The 16,822-nt window shown below is 38.4% G+C and carries 16 protein-coding genes; all 16 read left to right on the plus strand.

Annotated features, from left to right (window positions below; all coding sequences use genetic code 11):
* The first annotated feature begins 14 nt into the window (after positions 1-14).
* The 16 genes from AAZR93_RS15890 (at position 15) to fabG (ending at position 16,685) form a co-directional block, all read left to right on the plus strand.
* Positions 15-767 carry a fimbrial biogenesis chaperone gene (locus tag AAZR93_RS15890; protein WP_434720373.1) on the plus strand — a complete coding sequence of 251 codons (753 nt, stop codon included), beginning with the start codon at positions 15-17 and terminating at the stop codon, positions 765-767.
* Between the two features lie 10 nt (positions 768-777).
* Entirely contained in the window at positions 778-1,392 is a 615-nt protein-coding gene (locus AAZR93_RS15895; RefSeq protein ID WP_294107018.1) for a fimbrial protein, read from the plus strand.
* Between the two features lie 2 nt (positions 1,393-1,394).
* Complete coding sequence (locus tag AAZR93_RS15900) at positions 1,395-2,513, plus strand: fimbrial protein (RefSeq protein WP_294107017.1); 1,119 nt, start codon at positions 1,395-1,397, stop codon at positions 2,511-2,513.
* A gap of 12 nt (positions 2,514-2,525) precedes the next feature.
* Positions 2,526-3,089, plus strand: coding sequence for a fimbrial protein (locus AAZR93_RS15905; protein WP_294107016.1), 564 nt, complete (start codon positions 2,526-2,528; stop codon positions 3,087-3,089).
* A gap of 17 nt (positions 3,090-3,106) precedes the next feature.
* Positions 3,107-4,801 carry an O-antigen ligase family protein gene (locus tag AAZR93_RS15910; protein ID WP_434720374.1) on the plus strand — a complete coding sequence of 565 codons (1,695 nt, stop codon included), beginning with the start codon at positions 3,107-3,109 and terminating at the stop codon, positions 4,799-4,801.
* A gap of 124 nt (positions 4,802-4,925) precedes the next feature.
* Positions 4,926-5,126: a DUF4762 family protein gene (locus AAZR93_RS15915; protein ID WP_294107014.1), complete on the plus strand. Its 201-nt coding sequence runs from the start codon at positions 4,926-4,928 to the stop codon at positions 5,124-5,126.
* Between the two features lie 87 nt (positions 5,127-5,213).
* Positions 5,214-5,894 carry a DsbA family protein gene (locus AAZR93_RS15920; protein ID WP_434720429.1) on the plus strand — a complete coding sequence of 227 codons (681 nt, stop codon included), beginning with the start codon at positions 5,214-5,216 and terminating at the stop codon, positions 5,892-5,894.
* Positions 5,891-6,847 (plus strand): ABC transporter, encoded by a 957-nt coding sequence (locus tag AAZR93_RS15925; protein ID WP_434720375.1) that lies wholly within the window; start codon positions 5,891-5,893, stop codon positions 6,845-6,847. The genes AAZR93_RS15920 and AAZR93_RS15925 overlap by 4 nt, the downstream gene beginning before the upstream one ends.
* A gap of 5 nt (positions 6,848-6,852) precedes the next feature.
* The gene (locus AAZR93_RS15930) at positions 6,853-9,069 is read left to right on the plus strand and encodes a peptidase domain-containing ABC transporter (RefSeq protein ID WP_434720376.1); all 2,217 of its coding nucleotides are present in this window, start codon (positions 6,853-6,855) and stop codon (positions 9,067-9,069) included.
* Positions 9,066-10,241: an efflux RND transporter periplasmic adaptor subunit gene (locus tag AAZR93_RS15935; RefSeq protein WP_434720377.1), complete on the plus strand. Its 1,176-nt coding sequence runs from the start codon at positions 9,066-9,068 to the stop codon at positions 10,239-10,241. Before AAZR93_RS15930 ends, AAZR93_RS15935 begins: the two co-directional genes overlap by 4 nt.
* Positions 10,242-10,243: 2 nt before the next feature.
* The gene (locus AAZR93_RS15940; RefSeq protein ID WP_434720378.1) at positions 10,244-12,208 is read left to right on the plus strand and encodes an ABC transporter permease; all 1,965 of its coding nucleotides are present in this window, start codon (positions 10,244-10,246) and stop codon (positions 12,206-12,208) included.
* Positions 12,205-13,638, plus strand: a complete 1,434-nt coding sequence (locus AAZR93_RS15945) for a TolC family protein (protein ID WP_434720379.1) — start codon at positions 12,205-12,207, stop codon at positions 13,636-13,638. Before AAZR93_RS15940 ends, AAZR93_RS15945 begins: the two co-directional genes overlap by 4 nt.
* Entirely contained in the window at positions 13,635-14,888 is a 1,254-nt protein-coding gene (locus tag AAZR93_RS15950; protein WP_434720380.1) for a beta-ketoacyl-[acyl-carrier-protein] synthase family protein, read from the plus strand. The genes AAZR93_RS15945 and AAZR93_RS15950 overlap by 4 nt, the downstream gene beginning before the upstream one ends.
* Positions 14,885-15,679 carry a protein dehydratase gene (locus AAZR93_RS15955; RefSeq protein ID WP_434720381.1) on the plus strand — a complete coding sequence of 265 codons (795 nt, stop codon included), beginning with the start codon at positions 14,885-14,887 and terminating at the stop codon, positions 15,677-15,679. The genes AAZR93_RS15950 and AAZR93_RS15955 overlap by 4 nt, the downstream gene beginning before the upstream one ends.
* 16 nt (positions 15,680-15,695) lie before the next feature.
* The gene (locus AAZR93_RS15960) at positions 15,696-15,947 is read left to right on the plus strand and encodes an acyl carrier protein (protein ID WP_294107008.1); all 252 of its coding nucleotides are present in this window, start codon (positions 15,696-15,698) and stop codon (positions 15,945-15,947) included.
* Positions 15,948-16,685, plus strand: coding sequence for a 3-oxoacyl-ACP reductase FabG (gene fabG / locus AAZR93_RS15965; protein ID WP_434720382.1), 738 nt, complete (start codon positions 15,948-15,950; stop codon positions 16,683-16,685).
* Positions 16,686-16,822 lie beyond the last annotated feature (137 nt).

The raw sequence follows: 16,822 nt of genomic DNA on the forward strand, positions 1-16,822 counted from the left end.
ATAGGATATAAAAAATGGCAATTCAGATAAATCAATGGGTCGGTGGTTTGCTAGTCATCATGGCAGGTGTTAATCAGTCATATGCTGGTATTTCACTTGATAGAACACGAATTATTATTACGGAAGCAGAGACTTCTACAAGTGCGAATTTATCAAATACAAGTTTAAGTATTCCATTTTTAGCACAGTCATGGGTTGAAGATGCTGAAGGTAAAAAAATTACATCGCCCTTAGTTGTACTGCCACCATTACAACGAATTAACGGGGGACAAAAAGGCGTCGCTCGCGTTTCAAAAACAAATGAGATCAATAAATTACCACAAGATCGTGAAAGTTTATTTTATTTAAATGTTCGTGAAGTTCCACCAAAACCCGATAAAGCCAATGTTTTACAGCTGGCCATGCAGTCACGTATCAAACTATTTTATCGACCAACCGCCGTTATTCCAAAATCAAAAAGTGCAGTTTGGCAAAATCAAGTTACGTTCAACAAACAGGGAAATAATTGGCGAGCAGAAAACCCAACACCTTATTACGTCACCATAATTAGTTTAAATAACAAATTAACGACCGAGGGTGGAAAGAAACTTACCGATTTCCCAGGTGTCATGATTGCGCCTAAATCTCACTTAGATATCAAAGTAAATGGTGCGGCAGAAAACTTTACCATGATGTATGTGAACGATTATGGCGGACATCCTGAACTGAAATACAGTTGTAGTGGAAATACATGCAAGGCATTACCAACCGAGCAACAACCACGCTAGGAGTATTAACATGAAAATTAAACACTTAGGGATCTTGTTACTCGGAGTAAGTAGTGCCAGTGCAATTGCTGAACTTGCAGATGATAAAACGTCTCGTCAAACCTTACTTGACGTACACAGTGAAGTACATTTCCAAGGAAGCATATATGCATCACCTTGTGTTCTCGAGTTAAGCACACAGGAGCAATATGTTGATTTAGGTGAAATAAACGCAAGAACATTTCATCGTATTGGTGATAGAAGCGCGCCAGTCACTTTTAATATACGGCTTAAAGACTGTCAACGAGGAGCATCGAGATCGTTTGTTAATTCTGCGGGCGAAGCCACTCAAGACGGTAAACGTTACTATCTCACGGGAGAAAGTGCCGTTTCATTGAGTATCACCGGAGAACCTGATTTCTTTAATTCTGATTTAGTGCGTATTAAAGGTGATGTGAAAGGGGCTGGATTGCGTATTTTCAGTCAGGATCATGAAAATTTAATGTTAAATCAACCTAAAGCCTCATGGGTTATTAAACCTGGGGATAATAACATCACACTAAATGCAGTATTAGAAGCGACAGGGCAAACAGTAACAGCAGGTAACTTTAACGGGTTAGTTAGGTTAAAACTGGAGTATTTATAAAAATGTCTATGCTCAAAAATAAAAATTTTAAAAGTGTCGTCATTATAACTGGTTTTCTAACAACCGCATTATTACCTATGCGAGCACTAGGATATCCCCATGGCGCTGTTATTCCTGACGGCGGAACTTATACTTTTGAAGCGCAAATGAATAATCAGCTTTTGGTTAATGAAAAAGACGCAGAAACCGTATTTACATTCAATATAGGTAACACGCCTTATTTTAATATTTATTGCGATACTTATATGAAACCTGGGGGGCCTGGTAATACAGATCCTGACTCTGGAATGACGTTTGATTTGACATCAACAATTCCAAAATCAATGCAAAATCCGGGTTATTTAAGTCTCAACGAATATTTTGATGTAAAAGTTGAAATCCAGATTGGTGGACTGGTAAACCAACATATTACAGTTCCTATGACAAATCTTTGGAACGGAGGGTCCGATCCAATGGAATGCCGACCAACGAGTACGAATAGCCGTGACTATGCGACAACATTACAAACAGGTTCTAATGGAAGAGTAACATTCCGACTAAAAAAACCAATTATTAATGGAATTACCATTAATCAAGCGGAGCTAGTACAAGTTTTTGCCAAAAAAGGAAAAGATAATGCCGGAACTTCTTACGCGGCCATACCGTCAACCCGTGTGGTATTAGGGGCAGGTATTATTACCGTTGCAGATAGTTGCATAATTAATAACGGAAATCCTATTGATATAAAGTTTGGTGATGTTGCGAATACCAGTGAACAATTAAATGGAACAAATTACCTACAACCTTTCGCGATACCAGTGAAATGCTCAGGAGGTAGTTTTACAACTGGTGACTTAAATATCAAATTATCACTATTACCAGGAGCTTCGGGTCACGCTGAATTTAATTCAGATTATTTCGGTACCTTAAAAAATGGTATTAAACGTACAAACTTAGGCATTGTCATTAAAGATAATTCTATGGGAAATGTGGTTAAGCCCAACCAAGCCTATCAAGTACCTAACTTTGTAAACAATCAAGGTACTTGGAATTTAACCGCAGCACCGATTGCAGCCCCCGGAAGTACGGTAGATGATGGTGAATTTACAGCAACGGGTACTATTCTTGCTGAATTTCAATAAGGAGCTAATAGCATGTTAAATTATAAACAAATAATTCGTGCAAAATATTTTGGCGCAATTTGCGGCTTTATATTAGGCTCTGGCCATGCCATTGCAAGTACTTCACATATTAATACAGGTAATTACTCTTTTTCAGGAACAGTTGTTGTCACACCCTGTCAAATAGCACCAGGAAGTGAAGAAATACCTGTTGATTTTGAGCAAGTATCTGTCAAGGAGCTTTATTTAAATGGCAAATCAAAACCATTGCCTTTTTCTATACACTTAATAAGTTGTAATACTTCTGTATTTAAAGCAGTCACAGTGACATTTAATGGAATAGAAAATCAAGATCTTCCTGACCATTTAGCCATTAATAATAAAAGCACAGCAAGTGGGATTGGTATTGGTTTGCTAAATCAAAATGATACATCAATTAAATTGAATGCACCTTCATTAGCACAAAATCTTACAGACAATAATACTGAAATTAAATTTAAGGCTTATATTCAAGCTGAACCAGAAGCGTTAGCAAATGAAACAATTACCTATGGACATTTCTATAGCACGGCATATTACACCTTAAATTATCAATAATAATTAAAAATAATAATATGAATTTAATAGAAACAAATTTTAATAATAAAAGACTAGGTTACTCTTGGGTGACACTCTTTCTCACGCTTATTTTTTTTGGTGTGATATTACATATATATCTACCTAATTTAGGTGGTTCAGGTTTATCATTGCCATTAAATATAATTAGTAACTTTAGTATTGCTTTATTTATTTTTTTAGTTAGTATCATCCAACTAAAAAGAACTACCCTATTTTACTCAACAGCGAGCAATTTAATTTCTATCGGCCTAATTATTTTTATTTTTATTTGTTTTTTTTCACCAGATGCTTATCGACAAAGTGCCTATTTAACAGCATACTGGATATTAGGGATATTGGTTTTCTATCAATTATTAATGCAAATCAATTTCTCAGAAGTTGACTGCGATATTATATTATGGGGAATATTACTAGCTAGCGTTATCGAAAGTACACTAGCCATAGTTCAGACTTTTAATCTATTACCTATAGCTGGACTTTCTTACCCGCCATTATCGGGTGAACGCCCATATGGTATATTTCAACAAGTAAATGTTTTCTCTAGTTTTATTTGTGTTGGAATAGCAAGTGCAGTTGGTTTAATAATTAAAATTAAAAAAAATACTTGGTATTCTCTTAGCATTATTATGATAAGTCTCATTTTAATGAGTTCAGTATTACCTTTGTCACAATCATTAACAGGATATTTAAGTTTATTTTTAGTTTTAATTGTTTTTTTTATTTTTGCACGGTATTATCGTAAAAAAATATTACTCGCTTTATTTTCAATTATTATTGGACTTATTTTAGGATATATAATTAAAATTGGGCTTAACGTTTCTGATGTTTCTGAAATGAAGTTACATACATCACATATTCGTTGGGTTTTATGGCAACATAGTTTATCTCTATTTAGTGAAAATTTCTTATGGGGAACTGGAGTTGGTAGTTTTGAATCAGTTTTCTTAGAGCGATTTGGTGGTAATTTAATTAGTACTAGTCAAAGCACAATGTCTCACCCCCATAATGAAATATTGCGTTGGATGGTTGAAGGTGGATTAATTGGGCTTCTCGGTATATGCTTCATAACTTTAGGTGTTTTTTATTTATTACGATCTTCATTACGAAGACAAAATTATATTTATCTAGTAATAGCTTTACCTATTTTTATTCATATTATGACCGAGTTTCCATTATGGCTATCAACGCCACATGGAATAGTTTTGATATTATTATTACGGTGCACCGATGTTTCATTAAAAAAACAAATAATTTATAAACCAATTGCTATTTTTTCAAGGAGTATATTGGCATTAGGTGGCGTATTTTCAATAACATTATTATATTTAACGTTGCAGGCACAACAATATTTAACTTATATTGAAAAAACAGGAAGTCAATCAATATTGTCAACGTCAAATCCTGCTAACAACAAATGGAGCTATTTATTAATAGCTGATCGATATTGTTATGATTTAAATATGGGATATCTGTTACGTTATAATGAAACACATGATAATGAATATTTAAAACTATTTGACATTTGGGCAGAGGATTACTCTCTTAAATACCCTGATGCTAATGTTTATTATTCATGGATACTTGTTTTAAATGAGTTAGATCAAAAAGAAAAAGCTAAAAAAATTTATAAAAAAGCAAAATGGCTATTTATTAAAGATGAACGAATTGAACAAATTAATTTAATTAATTAGACAGAATTGATTGTTTTTATAGAAACCTTCATGTCAGAAATAGAATTGTAAGAATTTATTGGTAAATCGTTTATCAATAGAGTGTTGTTTTATTTAATTAATATACATTTAAAAAGGAAACAAAATGAAAAAGTTAAATGCTACTGAAGCTGCAAATATCGTTGGTGGAACAAGTAAAGTATGTTCAGACTCTTATGAAAAAATCATTGTTGGTGGTGTTTCATCTTGTAAGCTAATTACAACATGTACTGACAAGCATGGTAATAAAACTTACCAAGCTCAAACTGCTGATGATGCTAAATGTGCAGGTCCAATCGCACCATAAGATTTAATTAGTTTTATTTAATTAATATATACATGGGGATTTATCTCCATGTATTTTCATAAAAGAATGGAATTAACTGTTATGAATATGCATTTCAAACCAAAAACCCTTACTCTTTATACACTATTTGTTATTATTGCGTCTTCCCTCATAACGGTTTTGTTCTATCATATTTTTGTCTTCAAAACATTTTCAAATGATGACAATCAAAATTCTTCTTTTTTTGAATTTAGTACTGAACAAGTTTTATTAAGCCCAATAAAAGAAGATAACAGTATTATCGAAGTTTTATCCTATGGTTGTCATTACTGTGCAATTAATGATGAAAACATTAGTAAATTTGTAAAGACACTACCTGAAAATGCCACATTTAAAGTCATCCATTTGACAATCACTAACGGTGAAGGGCTAGCCGCTTATGCGCCTATTTTTGCAACATTAGAAGAAATGGGTATAGAGTTTAAATTACGTTCAAGTCTATATGATTCTGTAATTAATAAAAAAATTGAATTAGCTAAAAAAGACATACTCGAAAATTGGCTAAAGCAAAATGATATTAATGTCACTGAATATCTAAAAATCAGTCAAAGTCAGGCAGTCCAAGAACGACTCAAATATATGGCTGATATCACTAAATATTATCAAATTACTGGCACCCCCGCTTTTATCATTAATAAACGTTATGTGGTTTATCAAGATCGCGATTTTCCTGAGTTTGCCGATTACATGATTGAATTATTAGATAAAAGTAAAAAGGAGCCACAGTGATTCAGTTCTTAATTGTTTGGACGGTTTTCAGCGCGAAAAATTGCTTGATGCCGTTTAAAAAAGGATATGAAAAGCTCAGCCATAGTGCGTTGAGCTCTTTACGCTTTTTACTGCATCACGGCAATATCGCATCAATATTCGTTATATCTCGAGGTCTTGCTCGTATGGGGATCTTGGGACGGAAATATCAGAATCATAATAAAGTTGCCACCGAGAATTTCCGCAGTTTAATGAAAACTAACGGCTATATTGATGCAAGCTGGATTGCAGTTCGTCGCTTTATTTTAGAAGAAGCAGCAACTTGGGGACAAAATCGCCATATTATTGCTCAAGTTCAAGCTTGTACGCTCGCTCTCAATAACGTTGTCGAACCCCTTCATCAGCAAAAAAAGCCCATTGTTCTTGCCCCCCTACATATGGTTTCAGATGTTCTTGCCACTATGGTCGGCGCGGGTGTTACACCAGGCAGTGCCACCGTTGTTGTTTCCTCCAGTGCTGAACAACAAAAATATAATATGTCTGCTCGGGAACTAGGTGCTGTCAATTTATCTTACTGTTCAATTCATCAAGATAATAAATCTTTGGCCAGCAGCCTAATGACGTTAATGACAGAAACGGCGACAGGTCAGAAAAACATGATTGTTTTTCCTGATATAACCCCTGATTACACAATTCAAACCGAAGAAGGGATGTCGAGTAAATTATCATGCCAATTATTTAATCGCCCAGCCAAACTCCACAATGGAGTCATACGATTATCTAACGCGATTTCAGCGCAGGTTATTTTCTACCATTTGTATTATCAAAATGGGCTGCAAATCAAAATATATTCTCCTGTTGCGGCTAAAGATGTCGCAGCTCAAATGCCAGTGATTATCGAAAATGCAATTCGCGATTATCCCCATGACTGGCTTCTATGGCATAGCCATTCACTTTATTTTATTAATCATTAATAATAATGAAAAACATTATTCCAAGTCTTATCTATCAGGAAGAAACTAATGAGTGTGGGCTAGCTTGTATTGCAATGCTGGCACAAACTCAAGGGTTATCTATTTCTCTCGATACCTTACGTGAAGTTTATCCTGCTTCCGATCACGGGACTTCTTTGATCGACCTTTCAACTATCTTAACCAATTACGGTATTGCAACAACACCGGTACTTTTTGAGCATAATGAATTAAATAGCCTACCACTCCCTGCTATTTTACATTACGGCGCAAATCACTTTGTCGTACTTGCATATCGTAAAGGGCAAAATGTCTGTGTAATGAATCCCGCCATTGGACAACAATGGCTGCCTTTTGCTGCCTTAAAGGCTGAAATTAGTGGGTATGCACTCATTTTAGAGCCTGAAACTGCACTAAATAAAATTGAATCCCTCACAGCAGCGGCAGCAGCAGCAGAATCAACAACAAAAAATACATCGAACAGTCGGAAGGTTCCTCATGCGATGAGCCTCAAAGAAACTGCGGTTGTTCGAAATATTTATTGGTTAATGACATTCACTTTCTTAGTTTCATTAACACTTTTTTTAATGCCGGCTATGGTGAGCAATGCAATAAATCAAGCCTTCTCTGATGCAAAAAATGCGATTTTTCCCTATGGTTGGTTTATCCTCGCCTTTGTTGGTGCAACATTGCTTGCCCTTGCCGTACGAATGGTAAGTGAGCGATTTGTAAAACATTTTGTCTTAATCAATAGCGGTGTGGGATTCTCACGTTTACTCAGTAACCCATTACGCTTCTTCGAAAAACGTGCCCCTGGCGATATTTTTAGCCGCTTTGTGGCGTGGCAAGGCGCGTTAACTGCAAAAGTTGAACTTGATAATGGATTACGTACAGATTGGATAATCTGTGCCATCGCTCTCGGTGTCATGTTTTGGATAGCGCCGGTTTTAGCGGCGATTTCAGCGGCCGGTGTCACCATCATGGGGCTTATCAGCGTTTGGGCAATCATTCGTGACCGTTGGTATACGCAGCAACTACAGCTCAAGGCCGCCGAACTCAATGATTTCTTCATGGAAACGCTGCAAGGCATTCTCACCATTAAAACAGCAGGGTTAGAGAATCAACGTAAAGCGCAATTTGCATGGCTAAGCCGTGAATTATTTACGTGCATGCAACGAAGGAATGTTTACCAACAAATTAAAGATGGCATCTATCAATTAACGGGTAGCTTAGAAATGGTCATTTTTATGTTAGTGATTTTACCAATGGTTGCTAACGACTTAATTTCGCTAGGTGATTTTTTTGCTTATAGTTTCTTACGTCAAATTTTCACCTCATATATCACGCGTATCTTCTATGCCATTATTCATAAATCACAACTGCATATTATTGATACCCGAGTTCATTCTTTGTTTCCTAAAAAGAATGAAGAAAATATTACGCCATTTAAAGAAAAGCACCCTACAGGTAAAGCGCCCCATCTCGCCTTTGAGCATATTCACTTTAACTATGATCCAATCAAACCCATTTTAAATGATATTTCTTTAGATTTACCTTCGGGTACACAGATAGCCATCGTCGGGGAGTCCGGAGCAGGTAAAAGTACATTATTAAGAGTGATAGCTGGATTATTCGCCGCACAACAAGGCGAATGTCATTCGAATGGTGACCTTGTCAGTACCCAGCAATTAACGCAACTGGTTTGCTTACAAAGCCAAGAAGATATTTTATTCAATGCGACAGTGTTGGAAAACATTACATTATTTGACCCCAACTTCCGCGAAAAAGATCGCAAAATTATTGAGCAATTGCTCGAAAATCTCGCATTGGGAACAGTCATCAATAGCTTACCGGGTGGTTTAAACGCACTGATAAGAGAAAGTCATTCCGCGCTTTCACTTGGGCAGCGTCAACGCCTCTTATTGGCTCGTTCACTATATAGCGCTCGCCCTATTCTTCTGCTCGATGAACCCACGGCTAATTTAGATGAAGAAACCGCAAAAACCGTGATGGAAACTATCCAGTCTCATTGTCGTAAGGCAGGGAAAACGCTCATCGTTGTGACACACAGCGATAAAATCACGGTTCGTTTTAATCATATTTATCGACTCATTGATGGCAATCTCAACCAACAACATCCATCAAATAAAAATGAGTTTAAAATAACCGATACTGCTAAGCCTGCATCCTCTTTGCTAACCACAACAGAGGAATTAACACAATGATGACTCGCCACGTCAAACTGAAATCATTAATAAAAATACTTCGCTCGCCCAAAGTGCTTGGTATTGCTGTATTGCTATTCATGATTGTCGTTGGAAACCTATTTTGGCAGACACCAACATCAGCGCAACACGAAACAATAATTCTATCCGTTGAGCGTGGCGATATCGAAAAAATTGTCATGGTGACGGGTATTTTGAAACCTTCGGTACAAGTTAACGTCGGTGCTCAGGTTAATGGGCAGATTAAAAAATTATTTGTTCAACAAGGCGATAAAATTGTTAAAGGCCAACTACTTGCTGAAATTGACCCGACCATTCAGCAATCTGAATTAAAAAATGCAACCGCACAACTCTTGAGCACACAAGCGCAAAAACGAGCAGCAGAAGCAACCTTGATGCAGTATATCAAAGCTTACAAACGCCAAGTCATGATGCAACGTGATGGTTCTGGTATTCGAAGTGAATATGAGCAAGCACAAGCGCAATATGAAGCCCAGTTACAACAAGTCAATGTCAATGATGCGATGATCATTCAGTCTGAAATGGCAGTACAAACGGCACAAGCTAATTTGAACTTTACACGTATTGTCGCGCCAATTAGTGGTGAAGTTCTGGGAATTGTCGCCAATGAGGGGCAAACCATCGTTTCGTCACAAACAGCTCCGACTATCTTAGTGCTGGCTAATCTCGATAAAATGCAGATTCAAACACGCATTTCTGAAGCTGATATTCAGAAAATTCATTCGGGACAATCTTTAACATTTCATGTTATCGCTAATCCCGAAAAACAGTATGAAAGTACAATGGGCTATGTACAACCCATACCCTCCGAAGCCCTTGAAGAAAAAAACAACTCAGGTGGACAGCAAAGTGGGGCAGTTTACTACAATGGCACATTTGAAGTTGATAATGCCAATCGTGAATTAAAAACCTCGATGACCGCTCAGGTTTTCATTCGTGTTGCTGAAGTCAAAAATGCCTTACGTTTACCGGTTAGTGCACTAGGGCGCTCTGTCGGTATCAATCAATATGAAGTCATCGTCATTGATAATGGAAAATCGGAAGTTCGTACTGTAAAAATTGGTCTCAATGATCGCCATTTTGTCGAGGTCATTGATGGGATAGAAGAAGGCGAACGCGTTGTCATTCAGCCAGATAGTGTTGTGAGTTAACGATGAAACACTATCAGTCATCATCCGAACCCATCATTAAGCTCAATCATGTTTTCCGTGAATTCTCTGCGGGAACACAAACCATTCCAGTACTAAATGATATTTCACTATCAATAAACCAAGGAGAAATGGTCGCCATTATTGGTGCATCTGGCTCAGGAAAATCAACCTTGATGAATATTATTGGCTGTTTAGATAAGCCATCTCAAGGTGAAATTTTTATCAATGGTATTGCAGTTCATGAGGTAGATAACGAACAACTCGCGGAATTACGCAGTCAATATCTCGGTTTTATTTTTCAACGCTATCATTTAATGCCGTACCTTACGGCTGAAGAAAATATTGCCATTCCCGCTTTATATACGGCAATGCCAGAAGCTGAACGCATCACTCGAACTAAGTTCTTAGCTGAAAAATTAGGTTTACGCGAACGTTTAAACCATAAGCCGTATCAATTATCGGGCGGCCAACAACAGCGAGTCAGTATTTGTCGCGCATTAATCAATGGTGCTCGTGTGATTTTAGCTGATGAACCCACGGGGGCATTAGATAGCGTTAGTGGTAAAGCATTGATGGATGTCTTGCACCAATTACATCTTGATGGGCACACAATTATTATTGTCACGCATGATAGAAATATTGCTGAGCAAACTCAGCGAATTATTGAAATCAGTGATGGCAAGATTGTGGCTGATAATCAAAATGATGCATTACAAAAAACGGGAATTCCACATAATTTCCCGCCAGTCAAAGATAACGGGCGAGCCTCTCTTGGAAGAAGTATTCATGAATCAATCCGCATGGCTTGGCGCTCATTAATCGGACATCGTATGCGAGCATTCTTATCAATGCTTGGCATTATTATTGGCATTTCCTCCGTCGTATCATCAATGGCCGTAGGTGAAGGGGCAAGACGCACCATCATGGATGAAATCGGAAAACTCGGCAGTACAACCCTTGAAATTCGCCCCGGAACAGGATGGGGGTCGAAACGCCCAGATATGGAGCGTGCGTTATCACTTAACGATATCAAAAGCCTGAAAAAATTTTCATGGATTGAGCAAATTTCCCCTGTTACCAGCAGTATGACGATTGTTGTTAATAAAGGACTCGACTTTTCAATTCTGCTCAATGGTGTTTCTGATGAATATTTTGCGGCGCAAGGGTTTCAGATTTTACAAGGCAGTAATTTTAGCCCATTAGACGTAGCAGATAATGCACCCGTTATTGTTTTGGATGAAACCAGCCGAGAAGTGTTATTTACGCCAGAGGAAGATCCTTTAGACCAAATAGTGCAAATAGAAGGCTCGCCATGGCGAATTATCGGTATCGCTCGCAAATCTGGGCCAAAAATGTCGAGTGGATTTATTATGGGTTGGACCCCCCACACCGCATTACAACAACGTGTTTTAGGCGACAAACCAATAGAGTATATTTCGTTACGTTTTCCTGAAACCTTGACACCTAAACAAGCTGAAATACAAGTTGAGCAGCTTTTATTACGTGAACATGGCAAAAAAGACTTTTTTATTCAATCTGATGACCAGTTGGCAAATGCGTTACAAAAAACGTCTGATTCAATGTCATTACTCATTACATCTATCGCTGCTATCTCTTTATTAGTCGGTGGCGTTGGGGTGATGAATATTATGTTGGTATCCGTCACTGAACGTACGCACGAGATTGGTATTCGCCTATCGGTCGGCGCTCGCCCTGCCGATATCATGAATCAATTTTTAATTGAGGCCATCCTAATTTGTTCCCTTGGCGGACTAATCGGCATCGCAGGTTCCTGGGTTGCGGGGGCTATTTTTGCTCAAGTCACCACTCAATTTACGATGGTTTTTACCTTATTACCGGTTTTACTCGCTTGTGGCTTCTCTGCGCTAATTGGACTTATTTTCGGTTATTTTCCTGCACGTAGAGCAGCCAAACTTAATCCGACAGAGGCATTGGCTCGCGAATGAATATCAAACAGCTCTCTTTACACACTATTTTACTTTCAATACTGCTATTACTCAGTGCTTGCGGGAGCTTTACACGAACAGAATATCAGCGCCCACCGCTTGAGTTACCCCTGTCGTGGGATGAAAAAACCAAGCACTCTTCAAATAGGAATGACGTCATCAATTCACCACAGAACCAGAATTTATCCGCAGAGTGGTGGAAAAAATTTAACGACCCTAAGTTATCCCAACTGATCGCCCAAGTTTTAGAAAACAACAATGACTTGGCTGCCGCTGCGATCAAATTAAAATTAGCACGGAACATGGCAGGATTGACCAATACCAATATCACGCCGAGTTTTACCTTGGATGGTTCGGCGAGTAACACAAAATCAATCCGTCATGGCTCCCCTTCCCAAGAAAGTTATAGCTCGGGTTTATCGTTAAATTACGAGGTCGATTTATGGGGGAAGTTAGCAAGAATTCGTGAGAAAAATGAGTGGGAAGCTATCGCAACAGAACAGGATTATCACGCAACAACATTAACCGTAATCAATACTACAACACAATTATATTGGAATATTGCGTTGTTAAATCAACAAATTAATAATTTTACGGCTAGCCAAAAAATTGCAGAAAAAAGCCTGCAACAGGCTCAATCATGGTATTTGGCTGGTAAAGTTGGGCAACTCGATTTATTACAATCAAAACAAACAGTAATCAGCCGCAAAAATGAATTACGCAAGCTAATGAAAGAGCGCGACAGTTTACGCAATGCGTTAGCCTTGTTGTTAAATCGACCAGCAGAGAAACATGTCAGTGAATTAGCCTTTATTGATAGTAATCAACGAATTGAAATCCAGCACTCAACCCCTTTGGCCGTGTTAGCACAACGCCCGGATATTCAGGCTGCCGAATCGCGTTTACGTTCAGCATTAGCCGACTCGGATGCAGCCAGACTGAGTTTCTATCCCACATTATCCCTTCAAGGTGCCTTAAATGCAGGTAGCCAACTCTTCACTCAGTGGTTTAGTGACCCGACGCGAGTGGTAGGAGGCGCGGTTTCATTACCCTTTATTCAGTGGAATACCGTGCAGCTCACCATCGAGCAATCCGATTTACAGGTGCAACAAGCAGCGGTGTCATTTCGAAGTACTGCATATAGTGCACTGGCAGAGGTTGATAATGCGATGGAAGCACGCTTCACCGCAGAAGAACTAAAAAGTCGCCTACAAGACTCATTAGCACTCAGTCGACAACGATTAAAACTAACAGAAAGCCGTTATCGCGCTGGTGTGCTGGATTATCAAACATTGCTGAATGCTGAAGATGACCTTTTATCTCTAGAAAATTCATTAGCACAAAATCAATACGACTATCTTTATGCAACGCTACAACTTTGGTTAGCACAAGGTGGCGGTAGCACTCAACCAGAGGACAACCAATCATGAATCAAAAAACTCACTTTAATCGCGTTGTTGTAACGGGGTATGGTGCTGTCACTCCCCTTGGTGATACTGCACAAGCCTGCTGGCAAGCCATTATGGATAAACAACTCGGCTATCGGCTCGTCGATAAAACAGAAAAAAATATCCAGTGCCATTTTTTAGGACTAATTGATAACGAACCGAGTTTAAAAGGCGTACCTGCGGCTATCCGCCGTCGCTTACCACGCCACTCGCGATTAGCGTTAGGTGCTGCTCGTGAAGCAATGGAAATGGCTTTTTCTGGTAGTTCCCCCACTGAACATTATGACCCCCTGATGTGTGGTGTGATTATGGGAACAGGATGGGCGGGACTCGATGAAAGCTATATGTCAGTGAGTGAGTTCGAAAAAACGGGTGTGACATCGCCATTCAACTGTTTTTATGCCATGCCCAATGCGACTACCGCAGCCTGTAGTCAATTTTGGAACTTACGCGGATACCAGAACACCACTATAGCGGCCTGCGCCACTGGAACTATCGCGATTGGCGATGCATTTGAAGTCATTCGAAGCGGCCGTGCCGCAATGATGTTAGCAGGTGCAGGGGAATCATTACGAACAGATTGCGCTGTATGGAATATCGATATACTCGGTGCGTTAACCCATGAAGCCGCCGATCCCACACGAGCGAGCTGCCCATTCAGTGCAGACAGAAGTGGTTTTGTCCTTTCTGAAGGCGCAGCAGTCCTGTGTTTAGAAGAGCGTGAAAGTGCAATTGCACGTGGCGCAACTATTTTAGGTGAAATCACAGGCTATGCTAATTTTTCAGATGCTTTTGATTTTACTTCACCAGCGGAAGACTGTTTGGCACGAGTTAAAACAATTCAAATGGCATTACAGCAAGCCGATATTGAGCCTGAAGCATTAGATTACATCAACGCCCATGGCACCTCGACAGCCTTGAACGATCTCAATGAAACTGAATCACTTAAAAAGGCCTTAGGTTCCGCCGCTTATAAGATCCCCATTTCTAGTACTAAATCATATTCAGGGCATTTAATTGCCGCCGCCGGTAGCTTTGAGTCCATTATTTGCTTACAAGCTATTCAAAATGGCGTTATGCCAGCAACCGCCAATCTATCAAACCCAGATCCTGAATGTGACCTTGATTATATTCCAAATGAGCATCGTACAGGCAATATTGAACGAACACTGAACCTTAGCTTCGGCTTTGGTGGTGCTAACGCCGCGCTAATTTTGGAAAAATCAAAATGAAATCACTATATTACACCCTAAAGGATGCTCACCACTGGGCGGCGTTTTCAGGTGACTATAACCCAATCCATTTTGACCTTAATTGGGTACAAGCACAGGGCCTTGATCAGCTCAGTGTTCATGGTATGCGCGTATTATTAGACGCGAAACAATTTGCCAGTAAGCAAATTTGTCATGACGTAGCGCCAAATAACGCTTATATAAAATGTGTTGTACGACTACGCAATCCATTATGGAACGATAAAACCTATCATTTAGTAACTCGAAACAAAGCGGGTTCCGTCGCCGTCTTATCCGCTGAGGATCAAAAAAATAGCTTAACGTGTCAGCTATCTTCGCTAAATACTTTTGATTTGAATGATTCAGAAACAATGAACTGCCTATCTTCAGATGAGGTGGCAATATTACAATCATCATTCGCTGTTTTTTCAAAAGAACTATATGACTGGCAATTTATTGATGCCGTTATGTTTCAATATTTGATACATGATGATGCCCTACTACGCCAAGAAAATATTGCAGCTTGGCTACCGGAAGGTACAACCTTAAAAGATATTTTTTCAGATTATCCAATCGTTCAAACACATCAAGAAATCATCTTTGAAAGCAGTCTACTTCAAAAATGGGTACCCACTGCTGACCCTGAACCTATCCATATCGGTATTCAACCTTCGTTAGTTATCGGTGACATAGAAACTGGATTATTAATTTGTATTAAAACAATTGCTCGTTATAAAAATAAATTAGTGAGTAATTCCATAACATTAAAAGTTAACGCTAAAAGTAAATAGAACAAAGGACAATACGATGAGTCAATATCAAAATATTTATATCAAAATTAGTGAAATGATCTGTGATGCTAAAGATTTAGAAACAGAGGATATGAATGAAAACCTAACATTAATCCAACTAGAGTTTGATAGCTTAGATTATGTTGAATTAATGGTACTTGTAAAACGTGAGTTTAACCTCTCATTAGACGCTGATTTTTTCATTCAACACCCTAATATTTCAGTGAAAATATTATGTGAACATATCGACAAGGAGTCTGAATCTTAAATGGCAGATAAATGGGTACTCATTACAGGTGGAAGCCGAGGTATTGGGCAAGCACTCGTGACTGAATTATTATCCCATTGGAATGTGGTTTTTACTGGGCGTAGTACTGAGGGTATTTCAAATGCATTAGCGTCCTTTAAAAATACACATTCTGATACGTGGGTAAAAGGATACCAATGTGATGGTAAAGATGAAAAACAAGTCAAAGCACTCACTCAATCTTTATTAGAAACATTCGGTGAACCTGCTGCGATTATTCATAATGCTGGTATTACGAGGGATGCCTTACATATTCATCAAGATGCTGAGGTTTGGCGAGATGTTATGGATAACAATATCATTTCTATTATTAATTGGAACCGTGAGTTACTGCCATCAATGCTAATGGCACGTAATGGTTCGATTGTATTAATGTCATCCGTCACCGGATTAAAAGGCAACATTGGCCAAACAGCATACGCAGCAAGTAAATCAGCAATGATAGGCATAACGCGTTCATTAGCCCATGAAATAGGACGTTTTGGTTTACGTGTTAATTGTGTTGCGCCAGGGCTTATTGACAGTGATATGACCAACGCAATGCCGGAAGCTAAGCTAAAAGCAATGTGCAAAAATATTCCATTGCGCCGATTAGGACAACCCCAAGAAGTCGCTAAAACGGTTAAGTTTCTCATCGGAGAAGATAGCCAATATCTAACAGGACAAACTATTGTCTTAGATGGTGGTTTAACGGCTTAGTTATTATTTAATAAAATTAAACTTAAACTTATTTTTAAATCCGGAGAGTTTTTAACTTTCCGGATATTTTTCTATTTTAAAACGTATGATTACTAAGCTCATATATCAAAGTAAATTAATGAGTTTTATTTATAAAA

Origin of the sequence: Providencia sp. Je.9.19 (assembly GCF_051129765.1) — a bacterium.
Classification (GTDB): domain Bacteria; phylum Pseudomonadota; class Gammaproteobacteria; order Enterobacterales; family Enterobacteriaceae; genus Providencia.